Source organism: Maridesulfovibrio ferrireducens (assembly GCF_016342405.1).
Classification (GTDB): domain Bacteria; phylum Desulfobacterota; class Desulfovibrionia; order Desulfovibrionales; family Desulfovibrionaceae; genus Maridesulfovibrio; species Maridesulfovibrio ferrireducens_A.
On record NZ_JAEINN010000006.1, the window covers coordinates 50,912 to 72,479 of the forward strand.

Annotated in this window: 19 protein-coding genes and 2 tRNA genes; 7 read left to right on the forward strand and 14 right to left on the reverse strand. The window is 41.9% G+C overall.

Translation table 11 applies throughout. The features are described from left to right. Nucleotides 1-67 precede the first annotated feature (67 nt). From JEY82_RS08065 to JEY82_RS08090, 6 genes are all read right to left on the reverse strand, one after another. The gene (locus JEY82_RS08065; protein ID WP_304084701.1) at nt 68-1,417 is read right to left on the reverse strand and encodes an amino acid permease; all 1,350 of its coding nucleotides are present in this window, start codon (nt 1,415-1,417) and stop codon (nt 68-70) included. A gap of 82 nt (nt 1,418-1,499) precedes the next feature. Further along, nucleotides 1,500-2,966 carry an amino acid permease gene (locus JEY82_RS08070; RefSeq protein ID WP_304084704.1) on the reverse strand — a complete coding sequence of 489 codons (1,467 nt, stop codon included), beginning with the start codon at nt 2,964-2,966 and terminating at the stop codon, nt 1,500-1,502. 75 nt (nt 2,967-3,041) lie between these two features. Beyond that, nucleotides 3,042-5,342 carry an Orn/Lys/Arg decarboxylase N-terminal domain-containing protein gene (locus JEY82_RS08075; protein ID WP_304084707.1) on the reverse strand — a complete coding sequence of 767 codons (2,301 nt, stop codon included), beginning with the start codon at nt 5,340-5,342 and terminating at the stop codon, nt 3,042-3,044. Nucleotides 5,343-5,563: 221 nt separating this feature from the next. Further along, nucleotides 5,564-6,169: a hypothetical protein gene (locus JEY82_RS08080; RefSeq protein WP_304084710.1), complete on the reverse strand. Its 606-nt coding sequence runs from the start codon at nt 6,167-6,169 to the stop codon at nt 5,564-5,566. Continuing rightward, a complete protein-coding gene (locus tag JEY82_RS08085; protein ID WP_304084713.1) occupies nt 6,150-6,533 on the reverse strand; it encodes a hypothetical protein in 384 nt (127 codons plus the stop codon). The genes JEY82_RS08080 and JEY82_RS08085 overlap by 20 nt, the downstream gene beginning before the upstream one ends. 42 nt (nt 6,534-6,575) lie before the next feature. Further along, nucleotides 6,576-6,920, reverse strand: coding sequence for a DsrE family protein (locus JEY82_RS08090; protein ID WP_304084715.1), 345 nt, complete (start codon nt 6,918-6,920; stop codon nt 6,576-6,578). Between the two features lie 110 nt (nt 6,921-7,030). Between JEY82_RS08090 and JEY82_RS08095 the strand changes: the two genes are divergently transcribed. Beyond that, nucleotides 7,031-7,453, forward strand: a complete 423-nt coding sequence (locus tag JEY82_RS08095) for a GNAT family acetyltransferase (protein WP_304084719.1) — start codon at nt 7,031-7,033, stop codon at nt 7,451-7,453. Between the two features lie 70 nt (nt 7,454-7,523). Here JEY82_RS08095 and JEY82_RS08100 read toward each other — a convergent pair whose 3' ends face one another. From JEY82_RS08100 to JEY82_RS08120, 5 genes are all read right to left on the reverse strand, one after another. Next, a complete protein-coding gene (locus JEY82_RS08100; RefSeq protein WP_304084722.1) occupies nt 7,524-8,759 on the reverse strand; it encodes an NAD(P)-dependent oxidoreductase in 1,236 nt (411 codons plus the stop codon). A gap of 193 nt (nt 8,760-8,952) precedes the next feature. Next, nucleotides 8,953-9,028 (reverse strand) — tRNA-Phe (locus JEY82_RS08105). 161 nt (nt 9,029-9,189) lie between these two features. Next, nucleotides 9,190-9,265 (reverse strand) — tRNA-Phe (locus JEY82_RS08110). Between the two features lie 63 nt (nt 9,266-9,328). After that, complete coding sequence (locus tag JEY82_RS08115) at nt 9,329-11,110, reverse strand: aldehyde ferredoxin oxidoreductase C-terminal domain-containing protein (RefSeq protein WP_304084725.1); 1,782 nt, start codon at nt 11,108-11,110, stop codon at nt 9,329-9,331. Further along, a complete protein-coding gene (locus JEY82_RS08120; RefSeq protein WP_304084730.1) occupies nt 11,107-11,544 on the reverse strand; it encodes a 4Fe-4S binding protein in 438 nt (145 codons plus the stop codon). The genes JEY82_RS08115 and JEY82_RS08120 overlap by 4 nt, the downstream gene beginning before the upstream one ends. A gap of 269 nt (nt 11,545-11,813) precedes the next feature. Between JEY82_RS08120 and JEY82_RS08125 the strand changes: the two genes are divergently transcribed. Further along, a complete protein-coding gene (locus JEY82_RS08125) occupies nt 11,814-12,080 on the forward strand; it encodes a hypothetical protein (protein ID WP_304084731.1) in 267 nt (88 codons plus the stop codon). A 52-nt stretch (nt 12,081-12,132) separates the two neighbouring features. Here the strand turns inward: JEY82_RS08125 and JEY82_RS08130 are convergent, their stop codons facing one another. Then, a complete protein-coding gene (locus JEY82_RS08130; protein WP_304084734.1) occupies nt 12,133-13,056 on the reverse strand; it encodes an ACP S-malonyltransferase in 924 nt (307 codons plus the stop codon). A 359-nt stretch (nt 13,057-13,415) separates the two neighbouring features. Further along, nucleotides 13,416-13,772 carry a response regulator gene (locus JEY82_RS08135; RefSeq protein ID WP_092158048.1) on the reverse strand — a complete coding sequence of 119 codons (357 nt, stop codon included), beginning with the start codon at nt 13,770-13,772 and terminating at the stop codon, nt 13,416-13,418. 502 nt (nt 13,773-14,274) lie between these two features. Between JEY82_RS08135 and JEY82_RS08140 the strand changes: the two genes are divergently transcribed. The 4 genes from JEY82_RS08140 (at nt 14,275) to JEY82_RS08155 (ending at nt 17,714) form a co-directional block, all read left to right on the forward strand. Next, entirely contained in the window at nt 14,275-15,780 is a 1,506-nt protein-coding gene (locus JEY82_RS08140) for a sodium-dependent transporter (protein WP_304084739.1), read from the forward strand. Between the two features lie 3 nt (nt 15,781-15,783). Continuing rightward, a complete protein-coding gene (locus JEY82_RS08145) occupies nt 15,784-15,879 on the forward strand; it encodes a MetS family NSS transporter small subunit (protein ID WP_304084741.1) in 96 nt (31 codons plus the stop codon). Nucleotides 15,880-16,042: 163 nt separating this feature from the next. After that, entirely contained in the window at nt 16,043-16,978 is a 936-nt protein-coding gene (locus JEY82_RS08150) for a cation diffusion facilitator family transporter (RefSeq protein ID WP_304084743.1), read from the forward strand. Beyond that, nucleotides 16,971-17,714, forward strand: a complete 744-nt coding sequence (locus JEY82_RS08155) for a dienelactone hydrolase family protein (protein WP_304084746.1) — start codon at nt 16,971-16,973, stop codon at nt 17,712-17,714. The genes JEY82_RS08150 and JEY82_RS08155 overlap by 8 nt, the downstream gene beginning before the upstream one ends. A gap of 58 nt (nt 17,715-17,772) precedes the next feature. On the opposite strand, the gene JEY82_RS08160 is transcribed toward JEY82_RS08155, so the two are convergent. Beyond that, nucleotides 17,773-18,282: a nitroreductase family protein gene (locus JEY82_RS08160; RefSeq protein ID WP_304084749.1), complete on the reverse strand. Its 510-nt coding sequence runs from the start codon at nt 18,280-18,282 to the stop codon at nt 17,773-17,775. A 469-nt stretch (nt 18,283-18,751) separates the two neighbouring features. Between JEY82_RS08160 and JEY82_RS08165 the strand changes: the two genes are divergently transcribed. Then, a complete protein-coding gene (locus JEY82_RS08165) occupies nt 18,752-21,565 on the forward strand; it encodes a DEAD/DEAH box helicase (protein ID WP_304085066.1) in 2,814 nt (937 codons plus the stop codon). Nucleotides 21,566-21,568: the final 3 nt, after the last annotated feature.

The following is a 21,568-nucleotide window of genomic DNA, read 5'->3' on the forward strand; positions in this document are numbered from 1 at the left end:
AAAAACAGCCCCCGCACTAATGCGGAGGCTGTTTTTGTTCGAAACTTATATTGCTCTTAGTACGTTTTTACGAAGCTTCCTTTTCAGCCCTGACCTTCTTCTCAAAGTCACTGCGATCCTTTCCTACATAAAAAATAAATGTGCAAAGCATTACAACCATACATCCGATTAATGCGTCCTTTGCCGCACCCGATAGGGCTATCAGACAAAATCCACAGGCTAGAAGCGCTGAGGTGAGTTGCAGCCATGCTTTTTTAGCTTTGAATCCATAACGGCGCAGCAGATTAAGTGCAGAGTAAAAATACGGAGGAAGAGTCAATAATACTGCAATATTAATGATATTTCCAAACATACTCTGTGTGCTTCCGCCTTTAGACAGAACCATCAACACAACAAGCAGCACGCTCATCATAATGGATGAAAAAACAAGACCTTCAACGGGAACACCATGCTTATTCCGGTTGCCGAAAACCTTAGGAAGAGTTCCATCATTTGAAGCCCTGCAACCGGCCTGCGAAACAAGCATCATCCATGAACCGAGTGAGGCCAGACAGGCAAAAGCCGTGACAGCGGAAACCAGTTTAGGAACATATTCAGCATACGGGATATTTGCACAGATATGGCCCATTGCCAGCGAAAATGGTGCTCCCGACGCAGCAACAGTACTTGCCGGAAACATGCCTGAGATAGTGGTGCAGGAAAGAATATATACAACCCCCGCCACTGCCGTCCCTACCATCGTTGAAATAGGAATTGTACGCTTCGGATTTTTTACAACTGCGGTGTTTACCGAGGCACTTTCCACACCGATAAAACTCCAGATACATAGAATAATAGCCGCTAGAATTGCTGATTCCGAAGTTTGACCTTCCACAAGCCAATTGCTGTTGAACTGTGCCATATCGAAAAAGGCCCAGCCGGCTGTACCCGTTATTATCACCGGAATTAAAAGCAGCACAACTCCGACAGAAACGAGCCGCCCGATCCAGTCAGCTCCAAGAATATTGATACCGGTAAATATCCAGATAATTATTATGGAAGTTATGCCCGAATAGAGCGGATCTTGCAGAATGGGAAAGAAAATTGACAAATAATCCACGCCTGTAATAGCAATCGCAATATTACCTATCCAGTTGGCGTGATAATAAAGCAGACCGGACTGGTATCCCAGAATAGGAGCAACTTCGCCGGAATAAGCGATAGGGCCGCCCTCTTGCGGATCTTCCATCCCGAGCCTTGCAAACACATATGCCAGCGCCAATGCTCCGACCAGAGCAACTCCCCATCCGATCAAAGAAATACTGCCAATAGCGGCCAAGTTTGCCGGGAGCAAAGCAATTCCCGACCCCATCATGTTTCCGGCTACAACTGCGGTACACGCAATCACGCCCATTTTTTTGTGTTCGGCTGTAGCCATATTGCATCTCCTTATCTTCGTTAAATTGGGATATTAAATCGTAGTCCTATGTAATAATAAGGGAATAAAAACGTTTAATATATTACGAATTAGCTTCAACAGGTATTATCTTTTCAACTTGGATATCTTCTTCCGCCATAGCCTTCTTCCTTATTGCCCGATGATAAAAAACTAATGGAACCAATGTGAAAACAACAACGCCTGTTAAAAGAAATCCGACATAATAAAGTGAGGGCCACATTCCTTGTGAGCGAACGGCATGAGGCGGAATAAAACCGAACACAATAACAAACAAACACGTAACCATTGCTACGGACGAAACAATCCAGATACCAATCTTGCCGCCCGGAATGGTATAACCGCGTTTTACTTCGGGATGCGTATAGCGAAGCCGAATGGCCGCGGCAAACATCAGTAAATACATGATCAGATAAAGCTGAGCCGCCAGAGCACTCATAAGCATAAACGCACTGCTGACTGTCGGCATGAACAGGATTACACAGGAAAGAATAGCTGAAAGACCGGTCTGAATAATTAAAATATTTGTTGGAATTCCGTACTTGTTGGTTTTCTGCCACGATTTAGGAAGATACCCTTCCTTTGCAACTTCCCGAATCCCTTTCGAAGGTCCGACCATCCACGTCACAACCATTGTGAGCGCCCCATAAGCCAGAAGAAAACATATAATAGGGGTCATAAACGGCATGTTATGAATTTTAAAAAGCTTATCAAAAGCCTGACACACTCCGGCACTGAGACTTACCCCGTCAGCCGGAATAACCAACGCAATTGCAAGTGACCCAAAAGTTGAAAGTAATATAATGATGAGACAAGCCGCAAAAATTGCACGAGGATAATTCTTCGCAGGATTTTTCACCTCGTTCACGTGAACCGCAGACATCTCAATACCCAGAAATGAAACAAGCATTGCCGCAAGCAGCATAAGCTGTTGCAAGCTGTCGATATCAGGGACCAGCGCAGGCATTGAAAAAACTATTTCCGAAGGCTTGCCGGACAGCACATGAATAATTCCCAAAACAATAATCAAAATTCCGGGAATAATTGTACCGACAATCGCACCTGAAGAACTGAAAAAAGCTGACAGCTTCATATCTCTGAAATTAAGAAAAGTAGTAACCCAAAGCGTTATCTGAATAACTCCGACAATAAACCATTTGTTTTCAGCAAGTTCAGGATTGAAAGTATAAGCTATGGCAGACGCTCCGAAGGCAAGCACTGCCGGAAACCACGGAAGATTTTCCACCCACTGCATGAAGATGGCAACAAATCCCCATTTTGGTCCGAAGGCTTCCTTCACCCAGAGATACACACCGCCCTCGCCCTGCCAGCCGGAAGCAAGTTCCGCGGAAACCAAAGCAGAAGGAATAAAAAAACAAAGTGACGCTAAAGTAAGATAAAAAATCAATGACCAGCCATACTCGGCAAGCCCCGGCAAAGCACGCAGCGACATAATAGCCGCAACGTTGATCATCATCAGGGTGAATACGCTTAATTTGCTAGATTTTTGTGAATTATTCAGTTCAGCCATTTATATTATTCAGCCCCGTTTATCTCAAAAAAAATAAGTCCTCCGCATATTACGAAGGACTTATCTGCTTGATTATTATTTTTTTACGCACATGGTTCTAAAGTACTTTTTGCCGTCGCGCTCTATGCGTTCAACGCCGTGGATATCACTTTCATATCCGGGATACACATTCTCAAAGTTCTGACGGGTTTCCAAATATTCATAAACAGCATCAGCCTTGTCATTCAAAATTTCCCCGCCCATAATCACTGGAATGCCGGGAGGATAAGGAACAACCATCACTGCTGGAATACGGCCCTTCATTTCTTTAAGTTCAACATATTCAACATTTTTGCGGACAACGTTATGGTAAGCTTCCGAAGGCTTCATAGCCTGATCAGGAATTACCTGAAATGCGGCCTGCATCTTATCAAGCAGTTTGTGCTCTTTGTAATATTTATGGATGGAGTTACAGTGGTCTTTCAAACCCACTCCGTCATAAGCTTCCGGAAAACTCTGCACCAGATCAGGCTGCACTTTATTCAAAGAAACATTGCCGTCATAAAGCTCTTTAAACTTGAGCAATCCGGCCAAAAGGGAGCCTTGTTTAGCCTTGGTTGTTCCCATTGAATTAAGGAGCAGGAAAGAATAATAATCTGTTTTTTCGCAAACAATTCCGTGGTTAATAAGATAGTTAGTGACTATTGAAGCAGGTATGCCTTCATCCAGCATTTCACCGCTTTCCTTCAAACCGGGAGTTGTGAAAGTGAGCTTAATGGGGTCGAGCATGGCATAATTATCTTCAATGTCATCAAATCCATGCCAATCATCTTTTGAACTGAAAACCCACGGTTTCTGATTTTCACAAAGATACTGTGTCGGCACATCTTCAAAATTTTTGATTTCCCCGTCCTGATCAACCTTGGCGGGCTGCCACATTTCAAAGAACCAATCATTCTCATCCTTCATTTCCTTAGCAATTTTGGAAACTTTTTTACGCAGATTAATAGCTTCCAGAATAGTGTCATTCATCAAGACTTCGCCGCTGTCTTCCATCATTTTGGTTGCAACATCAAGCGAGGCTATCATGCTGTACTGAGGCGAAGTAGAGCCATGCATCATGTATGATTCATTCAGCTCATCAGGATCAATTTTCACATGACTTCCGTCCCTGACATGAAGCATGGATGCCTGTGAAAAAGCCATCAGCAACTTATGAGTAGAATGCGAACAGAAAATAGGCGGATGATTTTCATTGAGATCATCGTCAGCCATGCCGAAATGATCTTTGTAAATCGGATGAAAACGGGCGTAAGCATACCAAGCTTCATCAAAATGAAGGTTCTCAACACTTTTCTGCAACTGCTTTTTGATATTGATTACGTTGTAACAAATGCCGTCATAAGTGGAATTGGTGAGCGCAGACATTTTTACGCTGCTCGATTTAATATTATCCGGTATCAGTTTGTTTTCTTTAACTTTAGTCTGAATGGATTTTTCGGAAAATTCTGACAAACGGCAAGGACCGATAATCCCGCGTTTATTACGGCGGGGAACCATATAAATCGGATAGGCATCGGTTATGACCATGGCGTAGTTGAGCGACTTATGGCAGTTGCGATCAACAAAAGCGATATCATCCCGCACCAGCTGACTGCGCCAGATAATCTGGTTTACATTCGATGTTCCGTTAAGAACATAATAGGTCTGATCGGCACCGAATACCCGCGCTGAATTCTTTTCAGCATCGCCCACAACCCCCTCATGATCGAGCAGTGAACCAAGCTCCGGAACAGAAATGGAAAGATCGGAACGAAAAACATTTTCACCGTAAAATTTGTGCATCGCAACACCGGCAGGACTTCTGAGGAAACCTTCACCGCCCATATGTCCGGGAGTGTGCCAAGCGTATTTGTACGCTTCAGAATATTTAACCATTTGACCGAAAAAGACCGGATACACACTTTTTACGTACTCAATGAGCAAAGTTTCAATGCGTCCGGCGAGAAATTCAGAAGTATCGGCTGTTTTCCAAAGACATTCATTGATCTGGCGCAACACCTTCGTCGCCAAATCTTCCATCGCAGTTCGATCAGTCAGCAGGAAAATAGGGATGGTCTTATTGCGTTTACGGATTTCATCGAGAAGCAATTCAGGAGGCATAACTTCATCCGCTCTCTCTCCCTGAATATCCCAATCAATAACCACTGCGCCAAGGTCTGCACGGGACATGAAAATTTCAACAGCATCTTCATAACTGTAAGAAGGGATTACTGAGCATTCCTGCTCTCCGATAAGTTCTTCTTCTAACTCACGAAGACGAAGTCCTTCATCATTTGATGCTTCAAACTGACCGGAAACAATCAAAACAGGCCAAGAATGCTTGGTTATCTTCATCCCGCGTACTCCTTTCTAGTATTTCGTATTTAATTCCCTTAAAAAATATTCATCCCTCATTAAAAAACTTTTTATATTAATTACAATTACATCAAATTTGGAATAATGGCTATAGTATCAAAAAAAAGCCCCCATGATTTCTCATGAAGGGACTATCAGCTGCAAAACAAATTCAACTTATTTCATTACATTACCAAATCAAAGTTTCATACACACCTAGCTTAATGCATTTCTAAAGTATGTTGCCCAGCTTTTAAAGGCGTTCCTCTAAGCTCTATACCTTTCCCGTTTAATTCAGGTAACCACGCAGCATTCAATCCCTCCGGCAATGGAGCAAGAAGATTTTTCCCCCATCGAAGCTGCTGCGGTTCACGAGATAAATGATCTGCATCCGCAAGACTTGTTACAACCAGGAAAAATTGAACGGCATTATCGTGGCCGAGGTCGTCTTCCCACTCAAAAAGGTTACCGCTTTTCAACACCCTGTCCTCATCAAAAGTCAGCAATAAAGCCACCCGTTTGGCATCAGCTGTTGCGTGAACAAGTTTAATAAGTGATAGCCATTCATATTGCAGAGAAGCACCTACTTGAAATTCACTGATATCAATATTTTCATACAGCCAGACCATACCACTGCCCATTTCACCGATCTGATCAGGTGGACCTAAATCGGCAAGAAGCTCATTCCATGAGGATTTGCCCTGCTCATACTCAGCCGGATCAAAAGCAATCGAATTCAAGCCTTCTTTTTTGATAATAGTACAGCCTGAAAACAAGACAGAACAAAGCAAAAGTATTGTTAAAAATTTAATCGATCTCTGGCTCATAAGGCACGCTTTCCTTGCTAAAGCTGAAATCTTCCATAACTCCCTCGGCATCAAAAAAGAATACGGCCCGATCGTAAACAGCCTTATCGTTGGCATAGTTAAATACAAGCAAAAAGACTCCGCCACCTTTTCTGTGCTCATGCAAATAATAAAAAACAGGCTTTTCTTTAAGAGTAATAATCTGTGAAGGAGGCCCCAAAGCTTTGATGACATCCGCCTGAGTCGTCACGCCAGTCTTAAAAACAGGCGCATCCTTTGATCGCCATGTATTGTCCACTCCGGTAGTTCGCTCATAGCTTGCACAAGCGGACAACCCGAATACGACTAAAAACGACATTACTAATGTAAATATCCGTATTTTCATTTTTGCTCCTCGTTCTTCTGCCAAATAATAACTTATAAAAAATTAAACTGTCAGTAACTTTTCATTACTTTTAAGAAGATCAGTCAACGGCTCTCCCCAATAAATGACTTCCACTTTTTGCGCTTCGATTTCTCCGACCAAGCCATACATATCAGCGCAGGAACGGCACACACTCATATTCACGCCAGCTTTTAGCGCACTTGAAATAAGTTTTTTTATTGTCTCGTTCTCAGCTGCAAGCTTTACCGAGCCGCCCCAAATAATAATGGTTACTTCCTCCCACCATCCTTTAAGTAATGAATTAACACCATACATAAATACCATTTTTTCTGCAGCTTCAACATCAGCATTAGTCCATAGAATATAAAGATGTGTTTTCTCGCTCATTATCACCCCCGTGTTTATGTTTTAGTTATTGCTGCTAATGATACTTTTTTGGTATCATTTGTTTTTAAAAATACCAAAAGCAACCCTTCAGTCATAAATGAGATTAATTAATGCAAGTAAGAGAATTCAAACAGGAAGACGAAGAAAAAGTCATTGAATTATGGAAAGAATGCAATCTTGTTGCACCGTGGAATGACCCGAAAAATGATATTCGCAGAAAAATGATAATTGATCCTGATTTATTTTTGGTAGGTATATACAAAAACGAAATTGTAGCCACAGTGATGGGCGGATACGAAGGACATAGAGGATGGATAAACTATCTGGCAGTATCTCCGGAAGTTCAAAAAAAAGGATTTGCAAAAAAGATAATGAATTGTGTGGAAGACAGAATAAAAGCGAAGGGATGCCCTAAAATTAATCTTCAGGTCCGTAAAACAAATACTGAGGTTTTAGCTTTCTATCAAGGTCTGGGCTATGAAATTGATAACGTTATAGGATTGGGCAAGAGACTTATTTCTAACGATGAATAATTATACTTGATCTGTAACATCCTAAAGAAAAAGGGCTAAGCTGATTCAGCTTAGCCCTTAATGAAATCTTCTACGAAGCATTACTCTCAATGTACTCAAGAATTGATTGCGCCGAACGCTTTGAACAATTGACCGCTTCAACCACTGTCCTGGCACCGGTCACAACATCTCCAGATGCGAAAACCCCTTCCCGGGTTGTACGTCCTTCCTCATCTGTAATAACTAGACCTGTTTTGCCAACCTGAAGGCCAGATAAATTACCCCTCGGGGTCTGACTGACAGCAACAAACACTGAGTTTGCTTCAAAATATTCTTCAACACCCGCAATTGTTTCGAGGCGTGTTTTACCTTGCTCATCTTCAACTTTCTGCGTCTTGGCACACAATACGCGAGTATCTTCTATCTCAAGAGGAGAAGTGTAGAATTTGAACTTAACACCATCCAGTTTAGCGTATTCATATTCGTACTTGGTAGCACTTATATCCTCTTCGCCACGCCGGTATAAAATGGTCACTTCCTCCGCACCTTTCCGTAATGCGGTTCGCGCCACATCCATGGCAACATTACCAGCTCCGATGACGGCAACTTTTTTTCCTAATGTATAAACATCGGGATTTTTGAGATAATTGATAGCATAATGAACATGCCCAAGCGTTTCTCCCTTAAGACGCAGCGGTCTGGGATTCCATACTCCAGTTCCGATGAAGACGGCCTGATATTCATCCCGGAACAGGTCATCAATACTTATTACCGGACCAATGAGTGTATTAGGGCGAATTTTTACGCCTAATTTAAGCAATCTTTTTTTGATTTTTTCCAAAATATCTTTAGGAAGTCGGAAGTCAGGGATGCCATACTGGAGGACACCGCCAATCTTTTCTTCAGACTCAAAAATGGTCACGGCGAATCCTTGAGAGGCAAGGATAAAAGCAACGGAGATGCCGGCTGGTCCAGATCCGATGATGGCTATTCGTTTGCCGTTATTCTTGTTTTGCGGCTGACTTGGCTGATATTGATCCAGATAATATCTGGATACGTAATTTTCAATGTCACTCACTTGTACGGGAGAACTCTTTCGCCCGAGAATGCAGTGTCCTTCACAAAAATTTTCATGAGGACAAATGAGTGAACAAACTACAGAAAGTGGATTGTTCATGAAAAGTAATTCGCCAGCTCTCTGCATATCCCCATCCAACAATGCCTTCACCATTTTATTGACCGGGGTACTGATCGGGCATCCTTTAGTGCACAAAGGACGCTTGCATTGCAGGCAGCGACTTGCTTCCTCAATAATATGTTTTCCCATTATATTACCCCTTTTATGGCTTTAGTGGATGGTGTTGGCTTCAAGATCCGTAAAACAAATGCTATTGATAACGTTAGCGGATTGGACAAGAGACTTATTTCTAACGATGAGTAACTATACTTTATATGTAAGGTCCTAAAAAACAAAAAGAAAAAGGGCTAAGCTGATTTAGCTTAACCCTTAAATTTCCAAGTGGTGCCGAGGGAGAGAATTGAACTCCCGACACGTGGATTTTCAGTCCACTGCTCTACCGACTGAGCTACCTCGGCGCCGATAGGTAAGTCCTATCATAACATTGATTTATGTCAACTGAGAATTTCAGCTCTAAAGAAATTTATAAGCTTACCCAAAAAAACGACTCAAATTCGATTGAAATCTTCCACAATAGAAAAAGCCCTCATAATAAATTATGAGGGCTATTCTTTACAGATGGTGCCGAGGGAGAGAATTGAACTCCCGACACGTGGATTTTCAGTCCACTGCTCTACCGACTGAGCTACCTCGGCGCCGCTGAGGAGAGATAACTAACTAAACATGCTCGCCTTGGCAAGCTCTTTTTTAGTTTTTACTTAATTTTTTTCGTATTTATCCAATCCGAGCCTGATTAAGGCCTCTTTTGAAACCAGATTACGTATTCTATTACCATATTCTTTCTTTAACGCGGCAAGATATTCAGGATCTGTTTTACCTTTCCAGGTGGTCACTTCATTATATCTTTTCGGAATGGATATGGCATCCGGATCATAGCCGGTATCGAAGCGAACTTTCCACCGCATTGCCCGGACTCTTTCCCCGATGGTATCCATGTTCTCGGCAATTTCAGTATATCCGACAGATTTAAGACAGGCGGAAAGCTGCTCATCATTATAAACGCCGCGTCCGAACAGACAAGCGACCATTGAAGTAATGAAAGCACGTCCTGTTTCATCTCCGATAAGGAAATCACAGACTGCGTCAACATCCTTCTTGTCGTTTTTCTGATCCCAGGCGTACCCTCCTGAGTCCAGATGTGAATGTCTGAACCCTAGACTCTCCGCAACGTAGAAAGTCTCTCCTGTGGCATATCCCGCCATTTCCTGACCAAGGACGCATGCAAAGTCTTCTCCGCCATATTTCTTGGCGGCTACGAGAGTTCCTTTACTGAGTGCGGCATAAAATTCGTTCTCTGCCTGTCCTAAATAATTAACCGCTTTTTTATATCCTTCAGCATCACCGAAAGCGAGCGGAACAATTGTTTCTTTTTCAGTAATAATACCTTTTTCAAAAGCTTCAGTTGCCCATGCAAGAGCAACTCCGCCCGACATGACATCAAGTCCGACTTTTTCAATTTCGTCCATTATGGCAAGAACATGAAATGCATCAGTCACGCCAAGCATGGAGCCAGTTGCAAAAATAGGCTCGTAATCATAGGCCACCTGACGGTACATGTACTGATTCTGTTCCATAAATTTTTCGCGAACAAAACCTAAATGGATACAGCCGACAGGACAACCGGCACAGGCTGCGTTCCTGAGCAAAGTGTCATCCGCAAATTTTTCTCCCGTAATTCCGGCGATGTCATCATCTTTAGTGGCCTGAAGATTACGCCAAGGCAGAGACTTAAGCTCATTAAGAACATTCAGATTCGCGGCAGTACCTAAATTATGATATTTACTCATCATGTCAGTACCGGTCATTTTTTCATAAACTTCATCAAAAACCTTCGAATAATCTTTATTATCCGGCAATGCGAATGAACCGTCACCTTGAATAACAATACCTTTCAGGTTTTTTGACCCCATAACTCCGCCGGAACCGAGTCTGCCGAAGTGACGATATGTATCGGCATTAATACAAGCCATGCCGGATAAACTTTCACCCGCAGGTCCTATGCGTAAAATGGAACGATGCCCTGAACCGGGGAACATGCGGCGCAGCAGCTTACCTGTGGAAAAAACATCTTTTCCGGCCAGAAACTGAACATCTTTAACTTCAAGATGACTCATTCCGATGGAAAGACAGGACAAACGCGGAGCGCGCCCTTTGATAACAATGGCATCATAATCGGCAAAACGGATAGCAAGAGCTGAACGTCCTCCGGCATGACTTTCTGCAAACTGATCATGATACGGAGATTTAAATGAGCAAACGGTTTTGCTCATGAGCGGAAAAAGTCCGGTCAAAGCACCGATTGAAAAAATCAAAGGCTGGTCCGGGTCATCCCAAGGACGCTGAGCATGTCCATAAATATCGAACAGGAGCGCGCCTAAACCGCTCCCCCCTGCAAATTCATTACGTCCCTCAATCTTGGCAACATTTCCCTTACCGGTCGCAAGATCAACCACGAGAACTCTAAAATAATCGCGAATCATAATGCGTCCTCCTTCTTTGCTCTTTTCGTGCTCTCGGACTCACGCATCTCAAGACATTCATGAGGACAGAATTTTACACATCTTCCGCAATGAATGCAGACAAACGGGCGTTTCTTAAGATCTAAATAAATTGCATCAACAGGACAGGCTTCTGCACACTTTCCGCAACGTATGCACAAATCCTTTTTATGGATAACACCGCCACCTTTTTTGCGTGGCGACATAGCTTGAGTGGGACAAGCAACCGCACAAGGCGCAGGATCACAGGCAAGACAGACTTTCGCCACAAATCCGGTAGATAACCCTCCGGAAGAGGAAATTCTGATTCCTGCGGTGTTCCATGACAGCAACTTATGCACTTGCCGCGCACACGCAAAGGAGCATGAATGACATCCTATGCATCGTTCCATATGGGCAGCAGTCAGGGTTTTCATAATAAACTCCAAAAGGTTCAATTAAACAATTTATGGATAAAATTTAATGTTTTTTCCAGCAACACAATCAGAAACAACTATTAACACAACTGAAAAAATATGAAAATTAATTTCACTCACTATTCTCGTAACAAAAAGCTCTTCCTTCAAAGATTAATCAAATTACCCTTGACCTGTCGTCTCATTATTATATTATTTAATATCTAAGCAAAACAAATTAATGTGTGGCATAGGCCCCGCGTTCACAGGTAACCGGAACGGAGGAAATCATGAGAGTAGGTACGCAGATAACGGAAAAAATTATTGAGCTTTATCCTGAAATCAAAAAATTTAATCTGGATGTTACCGCCGAATTCAGCGACGAAAAAAATGAATGGATCATCACTCTGAGCAAAGGAAAAGAGACCCTCCAGACCCACATCAAAACCGGAGATGCTTTAAAATGTATCGAAGGTGAAAAATGTGTCTACTTCGGAAACCAATTAATGGGCTTTATTGATGCTTATTGCTCCGGCAGTGATGCCTGTAAAATTTAGCATTAAAAATAAGTGGAGGACTGCTAAGCTGTCCTCCACTTATATTTTAGAACTATTTGACTTCCTGAGCCTGCGCAAGATTACCGATTCCCTGGCCTTCGTATTCTTTACCCTTAAGGTTTGCTACGAGAAGTTTGGTAAGAACTCCTTTAGGTCCGAGTTCAAAAAAGGTCTTTACGCCGGCTTCATATTGATTGGCTATAATTTCAATCCAACGTACTGATGAAGTCATCTGAGCACACATGATCTTTTTAATCTCTTCTGGATTTTTTTCCGGTGCAGCAGTCGCATTAAAATAAACAGGAAATGCAGGGATATTCCAATCCATCTTCTTAAGATAAGCTGCAAATTCATCCGCTGCTTCCTGAATAAGAGGACTGTGGAATGCACCGCTGACAGGCAAGACTATAGCACGTCCTTTCTTCTCTTTTATTACTACGCCGGCAGCATCAAGAGCGGTTTTTTCACCACTGATCACATACTGAGCCGGAGAATTGTAGTTTGCAATTCTAAGTTCTTTACCTGATTCACTTCTGGCAATTTCAACGGCTTCTTCAACGTCACCCTGTGAAAGCTTAAGAACAGCGGCCATGCCATGATCCGCATTTGCGACCTGCGACATAAGCTTACCGCGCAATGATACAGCTTTTATTGTATCATTGATGCTGAGAATGCCGGATGCTCCAAGAGAAGCAAACTCGCCGAGACTATGTCCTGCTGTTGCGGCGGGAGTAAGGCTGTCTTTGAGATACAGCCAGAGTGACAAGTTTACTACTGTCAACGCAGGCTGAAGCGCTTCGGTTTTGGACATATCCGCAGGGGAACCTTGCCAGTAAATTTCTCTTAAAGGCAGTCCGCTTTCGGTTTCAGCAAATTTCCACATGTCCATTGCAACAGACCATTCTTCTGCAAGCTCACGCCCCATTCCAAGTTCCTGAGATCCCTGACCGGGGAAAAGTATTGATAAATCAGACATTATTTCTCCTTATGATTATAGTTACATTACGGTATTTTCACCGCTGTATATAAATTATATTTTAAAATGACTGTTCTTTCTAAATAATCCGCCAAAAGCAGCTTATAAAAAGCAAATTTAGCGGATCAATTCAAGCTCTATCTTCTATATAAAATCATGCTGAAATTTATTTTTCTTAATAAAAAGCTATAGAAAAAACCTTACACGTAAAAAAACGTATATTATAAAAAAATCAATCTTATATTGATTTAATTTTATAAAAATGAAGTAATTTATACAGTTGAACAACTTAAAAAAACTGAAGATACAAACTAGCAGCTTACTCTTATCAACAAATCTTGCGCGCAAAAAATAACTATCTATCCCAAAACATCCGCAACCTTCGATTCAAGCTCTTCCTTATCAATAGGCTTTACGCAATATTCATTGGCACCGTGTTTAACTGATGCGCGGGCTGTTTCCAGAGTAGGATATCCGGTAAGCATTATCACTTTTATATCCGGTGATATTTCTTTCATCAGCTCCAAGACTTCCACTCCGGTCATCTTTTTAAGCTTTATGTCCAGAATCGCCAAATCAACTTTATTCTTTGCAACATGATTAAGAGCTTCTTCTTCTTCGGAAAAAACCGAAACCTCATGTCCTTTACGTTCAAGAATACGTTTCAGAAGGACTCCAGCGTCTATTACATCATCAAGAACCAAGATATTAGCCATGCTTAATGCTCCTTAAAAACTACTTAGAAAAGCATATTCTATTCAGCCCCTATAAGTCGACCATCTAATTATAAAAAAAATGACTGATTAAATAGCTGTGCTGATACAGATTAATCACTTTGCACCCATTGCAATAAGCATATTAGAATATAACATTAACCTATCGCAACTATTAGTCTTTTAAAAATTTACCCTCTTCTATGCAACTCTCTAAAAGATATAATTTTTCTTAATAGTACATTAACTCTTTATTGCTTAAAACTTATCTTTTTATATAAAATTCACTTAATTAACTTGTTTTTATGAATTAAAAAAATCAATTTTCTCCGCATCCCTCAGTCGTAGCTTCAAAAAATAGCCGCTTTCTTTAATAGACAATTGTCAAAATGTATTTTATGCGAATCACCATTCGTGCGTTTAGCACATTAATATACATATTTTTTCGGATTACGTATAATTTTTGCTTAATCCGTTGTCTTTTCTCGAAAGGAGTTCAAACAAAATGCAAAAAAGAGAAACATGGGGTTCACGTTCCGGCTTTATTTTAGCCGCTGTAGGGTCTGCAATCGGATTAGGTAACATCTGGCGTTTTCCATACATAGTTTATGAAAACGGTGGTGGTGCTTTCCTTATTCCTTATTTTGTGGCGATGCTGGCTGCGGGTATTCCCTTCATGATTCTGGAGTTTGGACTCGGTCAGAAATTCAAAGGATCAGCTCCCAAAATTTTCGCTTCCATATCTAAACGCTGGGAATGGCTCGGCTGGTGGCAGATCATGGTCGCCTTCATTATTGACACATATTATGTAGTCGTCATCGCGTGGGCCATGAATTATTTAATTCTATCATTCACGCAAGGCTGGGGGATGGCCCCGAAAGACTTCTTCTATGGTGATTTTTTACATCTCAGTAGTTCACCAATGGAGATCGGCGGCATACAGTGGGCCATTTTTGCGGCAACTGCTACTGCATGGTTCTGTACTTTTCTTGCCGTCTTTACCGGCGTTAAAAAAGGAATTGAAAGAGCTAATAAAATATTTATGCCGCTTCTTTTCCTGCTGGTTTTTATATTCATTGCCCGCGGATTAATGCTTCCCGGAGCTGCAGATGGTCTCAACTGGCTCTTCAAACCTGATTTTTCCGCACTTTTAAAAGGAAAAGTCTGGGCTGACGCTTTCGGACAGATTTTCTACAGCCTTTCAATAGGTTTTGCCATCATGCTGGCATATTCCAGTTATCTTCCAAAAAAATCTGACATCACCAATAACGCCTGTATGACTGTTTTCATCAACTGCGGATTCAGTATGCTTTCAGGTATAATGATCTTCAGTGTTCTCGGTTACATGGCTCTACAGCAGGGTGTTCCAGTCAGTGAAGTTACCAATTCCGGTGTTGGCCTGGCATTCATTACTTTGCCGACTGCAATCAATCTGATGCCGATGCCTGTTTTCTTCGGTGTAATGTTCTTTCTGGCTCTCGTAGTTGCCGGACTGTCTTCCATGATTTCCATCACAGAAGCAGTTGTTTCAGCTATTATTGATAAACTGAACGTTACTCGTCAAAAAGCAGCAACTCTTTTCTGCGTTATAGGATTCCTCATTAGTATTATGTTCACAACCGGCAGCGGACTTCTGTTGCTTGATATTGTTGACCACTTTGTGAACAACTTCGGAATACTCATCGGCGGATTTATTGAAATCATCTTCATCGCATGGTTCTGCGATCTGGACGCTCTCAGTCAGCACATTAACACAACTTCTGAATTGAAAGTCGGTGGCTTATGGAAAACCTGCCTGCGGTACATTGTGCCTGTTATGCTCGGCTTCATGGTCATCAACAACTTCATTGGTGATCTTCAGACAAACTATGGCGGATACTCAAACACAGCCATTATACTATTCGGATGGGCTGTCCTTTTTGTCTGCTCAATATTCTCAATGACATTTGCACACAAAGATTTTGCTTTTGTGAAAAAATCAGAAAACAACCACTTCCTCAAAAGGAGATAGACTATGACTACCGGCGCAATAATTATGATGGTATTCGGACTCGGCATCACCTGGGGCGGCGCAATAATCTGTTTCCGCATAGCTCTTAAGAATAAATAATCACAGTTGATATACAAGTTAAAAGGCCGCTCCAGATGGAGCGGCCTTTTTTATAATTCTATTTATATACTTATGAACTCCTTGCTAAGCTCAATCTTCAAATGATAATGTAATTCAAGACTATTAAAAAAACTGATTTTAACCTCTTAGCAGGCTGCATCTTATGTCCGAATCTCCCAAGAAATATATATATTACTCTATTACCGCATCGATAGTCACGCTGGTTCTTAAATTCTGGGCATGGCATATCACCGATTCTGTAGGCTTGCTTTCAGATGCAATGGAGACACTTGTTAACCTTTCAGCAGGGTTATTTGCTTTAGCAGCGCTGACTCTCGCCATGAAACCGGCTGACCACGCTCACACATACGGACACGGAAAAGCAGAATATTTTTCAAGCGGCGCAGAGGGAATGCTTATATTAATTGCAGCCATAGGTATTGTTTATGCTTCCATTGAGAGGTTTATATCACCGTCAGTTCCCAATAATTTATTGACCGGTCTTCTCATTGCCCTGCTCTCCTCAGCCGTTAATTTTATTACCGCTAAAATTATGCTGAAGGGCGCTAAAATTCATGATTCAATCATCCTTGAAGCAGATGCTAAACATCTACTAACAGACGTATGGACTTCAATAGGTCTTGTGCTCGGCCTCGGTGTTATGCTTTTCACCCCGCCATCATGGGCTATCCTTGATCCGATCATCGCAATTATAATGGCTTTGAATATTATTTTCACAGGATTTTACCTGATAAAAAAATCATACTCAGGATTGATGGATAATACCCTTCCTAAGTCGGAGCTTTCACTTATTGATAAATCTATCAGGAAATGTGCAGGAGAAGAAATTCTTTACCATGGACTGAGAACCCGTAAGGCTGGTTCTCAGCGCTTTATTGATTTTCATCTGCTTCTGCCCGGCAAATCAACCATTGCCAGCTCTCATACGCTTTGCAGTGAAATTGAAATTTGCATAAAAGACGAACTTAAAAATTGCCACGTAACTATTCATGTTGAGCCGGAAGAAGATAAATCTTCTTATGACTGCGAAGAAACCGGCGGCTTATGCGGCTCTATTCTCAGATCAAATAATGAATAATTTTATCACAGTGCTTAAAGAACGAACGATTAAACATACACACCAAGGCGAACAGCTCGAAAGCGTACTCGTTACACCGGACGTTTCAGGATCGTTCCCGGCTGTTCTGTTAATTCATGAATATACCGGACTGAACAAAGTCACCTTAGGCCACGCAAGACGACTTGCCCGTACCGGTTACGCTGTGCTTGCCGCAGATTTCTACGGCCCTGACAACCGACCTAAAAATATTGATGAAGCGCGAACAGCACACAGAATTTACCGCGATGATCGGCTTTTGATGCGCAAACGAGCACAGGCATGCCTTGAAGTTCTAACTAATCAGCCTGAAGCTAACTCCGCAAAAATTGCGGCTCTCGGGTTCTCATTCGGAGGCGGGGCTGTATTGGAACTCGCCCGTTGCAATGAACAGTTTAATGAAAAAGATGCGCAGTTAGCAGGAACAATAAACGGCGCTATCAGTGTTTACGGATACTTAGAAACAACTCATCCAGCCGCATATGGACAAATCAGAGCAAAGCTTCTTGCGCTTCATGTTGAAAACGACCCAGTAGTACCCGAAAAGCACGCTGAAATGTTCGTAAAAGAAATGAATGAAGCACAGCCTGACTGGTCGATGATACGCATTCAAAATGCCAAGCACGGCTTTGCAAACCCTGACGACACAGCTTTTGATCCCATTTTAGCTGAAAAGGCATGGGATATTATTTTAGATAATTTTAACAAGTGGCTTTAAAACATAAAAAAGCCTCGCATTTTGCGAGGCTTTTCGAAGATCAATTTATAGAAATCAACTACCAGCTATTTTTATGAACCCGTTCTTCTTTGTAACGATCTTTATACTTTTGTTCATGAGTAGGCCATCCCAGTACTACAAAACTGAGCGGTATTACTTTTTCAGGCAGATTGAAATGCTGTGAGAAAGCTTTCACTCTGTCTTCCATCGGATAAATACCTGTCCAGACTGCGCCCAGACCACTCGCGCGAGCTGCCAGCAGTAAATTCTGTGTAGCTGCGGCACAATCCTGCACCCAGTATCCGGGATATTTTTCAAGACTCAAATCACCGCAAACAATAATACCGACAGGCGCATGTTCCGCCATTGCGGCATACTGACTATATTCTTTAACTCCGGCTAATTTTTCATGATCATCAACTACAATAAACTGCCACGGCTGTGCATTGCCCGCACTTGGCGCAATCATAGCTGCGCTGAGAAGCTCTTTAATCAATTCCTCAGAAATAAGTTTATCTTCGTACTTCCTGACACTTCTTCTAGTATGGATCGCTTCTAATACTTCCATTTTAGTTCGCTCCGGGTTTTAGATTCTATCAAAATGATTAAAAATATAAACTTCAATATACATTCAAATTTTATAAGCGCAAGCTCGTATATTCATTCTTTGATATGTTCATAATTTTTTGTAATATACTGTATTTAAACAATTACTAATATATATCTTTCTTAAACCTTTATTACTTAAAAAAAATACTAAATATTCTTGATTTTCGCTGAATTTATTATATTATAGAAATAACTACACAAGCCTTACTCATTTGGAATTGTTAGTTCAACCCCTTTGGCGGTGTCGAGCCTCCTCCCTCACCACTCGATGCCGCCATCCTTTTTGCCTTTTAACTCCATTCTTAATCCTTGACGAAGTGCTCATCCGGTATGATTCTTAATTGATCTTGAATCATAAACCGGGTTGCCACTTGAAACAGCAAGACAAAGTACAGGAATACATAAATTCACTTCTCGCCTCTCCGGTGATGGGGGATCAGGTCGTTCATCACAGAGTGATTGACGGTAATAGTGCTTTGTACGGTGAATCGCGTCATAAATGGCCTGAATCTCTTGATTGCGTTATGAATTTCAGAGAAATAGAGAATCTTTACTCTCATCAGTCGGAAGCAACTGACTACGCCCGTGCCGGAAGAAATGTCGTAGTTGCAACACCTACCGCCAGTGGTAAAACACTTACTTATAATCTGCCTGTTCTTGAACAATGTCTGCGTAATCCTGATAACCACGCTCTTTACCTCTTTCCGCTCAAAGCTCTTGCACAGGATCAGCTTAAAACTTTCAATGAAATGACTGCCCTTCTGCCAGAAAATATCAGGCCGGATGCAGCAATTTATGACGGTGATACCACCCCCTATAAACGTAAAAAAATACGCGATAATCCACCGTCTGTTATTCTTACCAATCCTGAAATGCTTCACTTATCCATCCTGCCTTATCACGAACGATGGGCTTCTTTTATTGCCGGACTTACACATATCGTTGTGGATGAAGTGCATACTTATCGCGGCGTGATGGGTTCACACATGGCTATGGTTTTCCGCAGACTGCTCAGAATATGTAACTTTTACGGAGCGACCCCTTCTTTTGTTTTTTCATCAGCGACAGTCGGTAATCCGGCCGCTCTTTGTAATTCTCTGACGGGTCTTGAAGTTACAGCAATTACTGAAAGTGGAGCCGCATCAGGAAAACGCAATTTTGTTTTTTTCAATCCTGTGGTCAGCCCTTCAAATGCAGCTATACAGCTGCTCAAAGCCGCACTTACCAGAGGTTTACGAACAATAGTCTATACACAGTCCCGCAAAATGACTGAACTCATAGCCATGTGGGTGAGTGAAAAAGCCGGAAAATATAAAGATAAAATAAGTGCATACAGAGCAGGATTTCTTCCTGAGGAAAGAAGAGAAATTGAATTAAAAATGTCCTCAGGCGAATTACTTGCAGTAATATCCACAAGCGCGCTTGAACTCGGAATTGATATCGGCGGACTGGATCTCTGTATTATGGTCGGCTATCCCGGATCAATTATGGCCACCTTACAAAGAGGTGGACGCGTCGGGCGCAGTAATCAGGAATCAGCAGTTATCCTCATTGGACAGGAAGATGCGCTTGATCAGTATTTCATGCGCCATCCTGAAGACTTTTTCTCACGGCCGCCTGAGAACGCTGTGCTCAATCCATATAATCCCGTAATTATGGAAAAACACCTCATCTGTGCTGCTTCTGAACTTACTTTGCGCGAAAATGACTATCTTCTCAAAGATGATAAAATCAGAAGTAGAGTTCTTGAACTTGAGCAGGAAGGCGTACTTCTGCGAAACAAACGCGGCGATGAAATTTATTCCAAACGAAAAAGACCTCATCGGGAAATATCTCTACGCGGTGCCGGCGGTACCATTCACATTGAAGACTATGATACATCAGAACCTATCGGTACCATTGACGAAGTAAAAGCATATTCCGAGGCTCACGAAGGCGCAGTTTATATTCATCGCGGAAATACATACTGCATTAAAGAATTGGATTTAGCTTCCAGAAAAATTTCAGCTGTCAAACAACGAGTTGGTTATTACACCCGCGCGCGTAAAAATAAATCGACACAGATACTTGAGATATACTCTCAAAAAACAGTATTCGGCATTGTAATGCGTTTCGGTAAACTGAAAGTAACTGAGCAAGTGACAGGGTATGAAAAAAGAGCTGTGCGCGGCGGACAGTTGTTAGGAATTGTCCCTCTAGATCTGCCTCCGGTCATATTTGAAACGCAAGGGTTATGGATGGAAATTTCATCTGAAATTAAACTTAGAGCTGAGGATGAATTTATTCATTTCATGGGCGGTATTCATGCTGTGGAACATGCCGCGATTGGAATTCTTCCTTTAATGGTTCTCACTGACCGCAACGATTTAGGCGGAATTTCAACTCCCATGCACGAGCAGGTAGATGGTCCGGCAGTATTTATCTATGATGGTATTCCCGGCGGTGCAGGGCTAACTATGCAGGCCTTTGAACATGCAGAGGAACTACTTGAACGGACCTTACAAATAGTTTTAGACTGTGAGTGCGAACTTGGATGTCCGACATGTGTGCATTCTCCGAAATGCGGATCAGGCAATCGTCCTATCGATAAAAGTGCCGCAATTTTTGTTCTGCAAAATATGATACATGGTGAAACACCTAAAAATATTGAGGATATAAATATGCTTCTCAGACCTTTCGGCGAAGAAATTAAAAAGGAAGTTATTGAACCGAAAAATTTCGGAGTGCTTGATGTTGAAACAAGACGCTCAGCTCAAGAAGTTGGCGGCTGGAATAAAGCTGAACGCATGGGTATATCCATCGCTGTCCTTTACGATTCTGAAGAAGATAAATTCTTCGAATATGAAGAGCATCAGATCCCTGAAATGATAGATCGCCTTCAAAAAATGGACCTAATAATCGGCTTTAATATCGATAGGTTTGATTACAAAGTACTATCAGGAGTGCATGCTTTCCATTACAAAGGTTTACCTACTCTGGATCTACTTATAAAAGTACACGAAAAGCTGGGATATAGACTGAAACTTGATAACATCGCGCAGGCAACATTAGACACAGCTAAAAGCGCAGATGGTTTGCAAGCTTTGGAATGGTGGAAAGAAGGAAGGCTGGATCTCATCACCGATTATTGCAAGCAGGATGTTGCTGTAACCAGAGATGTTTATCTATTCGGTAAAGAAAACGGGTATGTGCTTTTCACGAATAAGGATAAAAAGAAAGTGCGGTTGCCGGTCGAGTGGTAGGAA

Coding starts and splice junctions, on each gene's coding strand:
- JEY82_RS08120 (WP_304084730.1), bottom strand. CDS start 11,544: ATGAAAACCCTGACTGCTGCCCATATGGAACGATGCATAGGATGTCAT.
- JEY82_RS08160 (WP_304084749.1), bottom strand. CDS start 18,282: ATGGAAGTATTAGAAGCGATCCATACTAGAAGAAGTGTCAGGAAGTAC.
- JEY82_RS08115 (WP_304084725.1), bottom strand. CDS start 11,110: ATGATTCGCGATTATTTTAGAGTTCTCGTGGTTGATCTTGCGACCGGT.
- JEY82_RS08165 (WP_304085066.1), top strand. CDS start 18,752: ATGGGGGATCAGGTCGTTCATCACAGAGTGATTGACGGTAATAGTGCT.
- JEY82_RS08135 (WP_092158048.1), bottom strand. CDS start 13,772: ATGGCTAATATCTTGGTTCTTGATGATGTAATAGACGCTGGAGTCCTT.
- JEY82_RS08085 (WP_304084713.1), bottom strand. CDS start 6,533: ATGAAAATACGGATATTTACATTAGTAATGTCGTTTTTAGTCGTATTC.
- JEY82_RS08155 (WP_304084746.1), top strand. CDS start 16,971: ATGAATAATTTTATCACAGTGCTTAAAGAACGAACGATTAAACATACA.
- JEY82_RS08070 (WP_304084704.1), bottom strand. CDS start 2,966: ATGGCTGAACTGAATAATTCACAAAAATCTAGCAAATTAAGCGTATTC.
- JEY82_RS08090 (WP_304084715.1), bottom strand. CDS start 6,920: ATGAGCGAGAAAACACATCTTTATATTCTATGGACTAATGCTGATGTT.
- JEY82_RS08125 (WP_304084731.1), top strand. CDS start 11,814: ATGAGAGTAGGTACGCAGATAACGGAAAAAATTATTGAGCTTTATCCT.
- JEY82_RS08130 (WP_304084734.1), bottom strand. CDS start 13,056: ATGTCTGATTTATCAATACTTTTCCCCGGTCAGGGATCTCAGGAACTT.
- JEY82_RS08140 (WP_304084739.1), top strand. CDS start 14,275: ATGCAAAAAAGAGAAACATGGGGTTCACGTTCCGGCTTTATTTTAGCC.
- JEY82_RS08100 (WP_304084722.1), bottom strand. CDS start 8,759: ATGGGAAAACATATTATTGAGGAAGCAAGTCGCTGCCTGCAATGCAAG.
- JEY82_RS08145 (WP_304084741.1), top strand. CDS start 15,784: ATGACTACCGGCGCAATAATTATGATGGTATTCGGACTCGGCATCACC.
- JEY82_RS08075 (WP_304084707.1), bottom strand. CDS start 5,342: ATGAAGATAACCAAGCATTCTTGGCCTGTTTTGATTGTTTCCGGTCAG.
- JEY82_RS08150 (WP_304084743.1), top strand. CDS start 16,043: ATGTCCGAATCTCCCAAGAAATATATATATTACTCTATTACCGCATCG.
- JEY82_RS08080 (WP_304084710.1), bottom strand. CDS start 6,169: ATGAGCCAGAGATCGATTAAATTTTTAACAATACTTTTGCTTTGTTCT.
- JEY82_RS08095 (WP_304084719.1), top strand. CDS start 7,031: ATGCAAGTAAGAGAATTCAAACAGGAAGACGAAGAAAAAGTCATTGAA.
- JEY82_RS08065 (WP_304084701.1), bottom strand. CDS start 1,417: ATGGCTACAGCCGAACACAAAAAAATGGGCGTGATTGCGTGTACCGCA.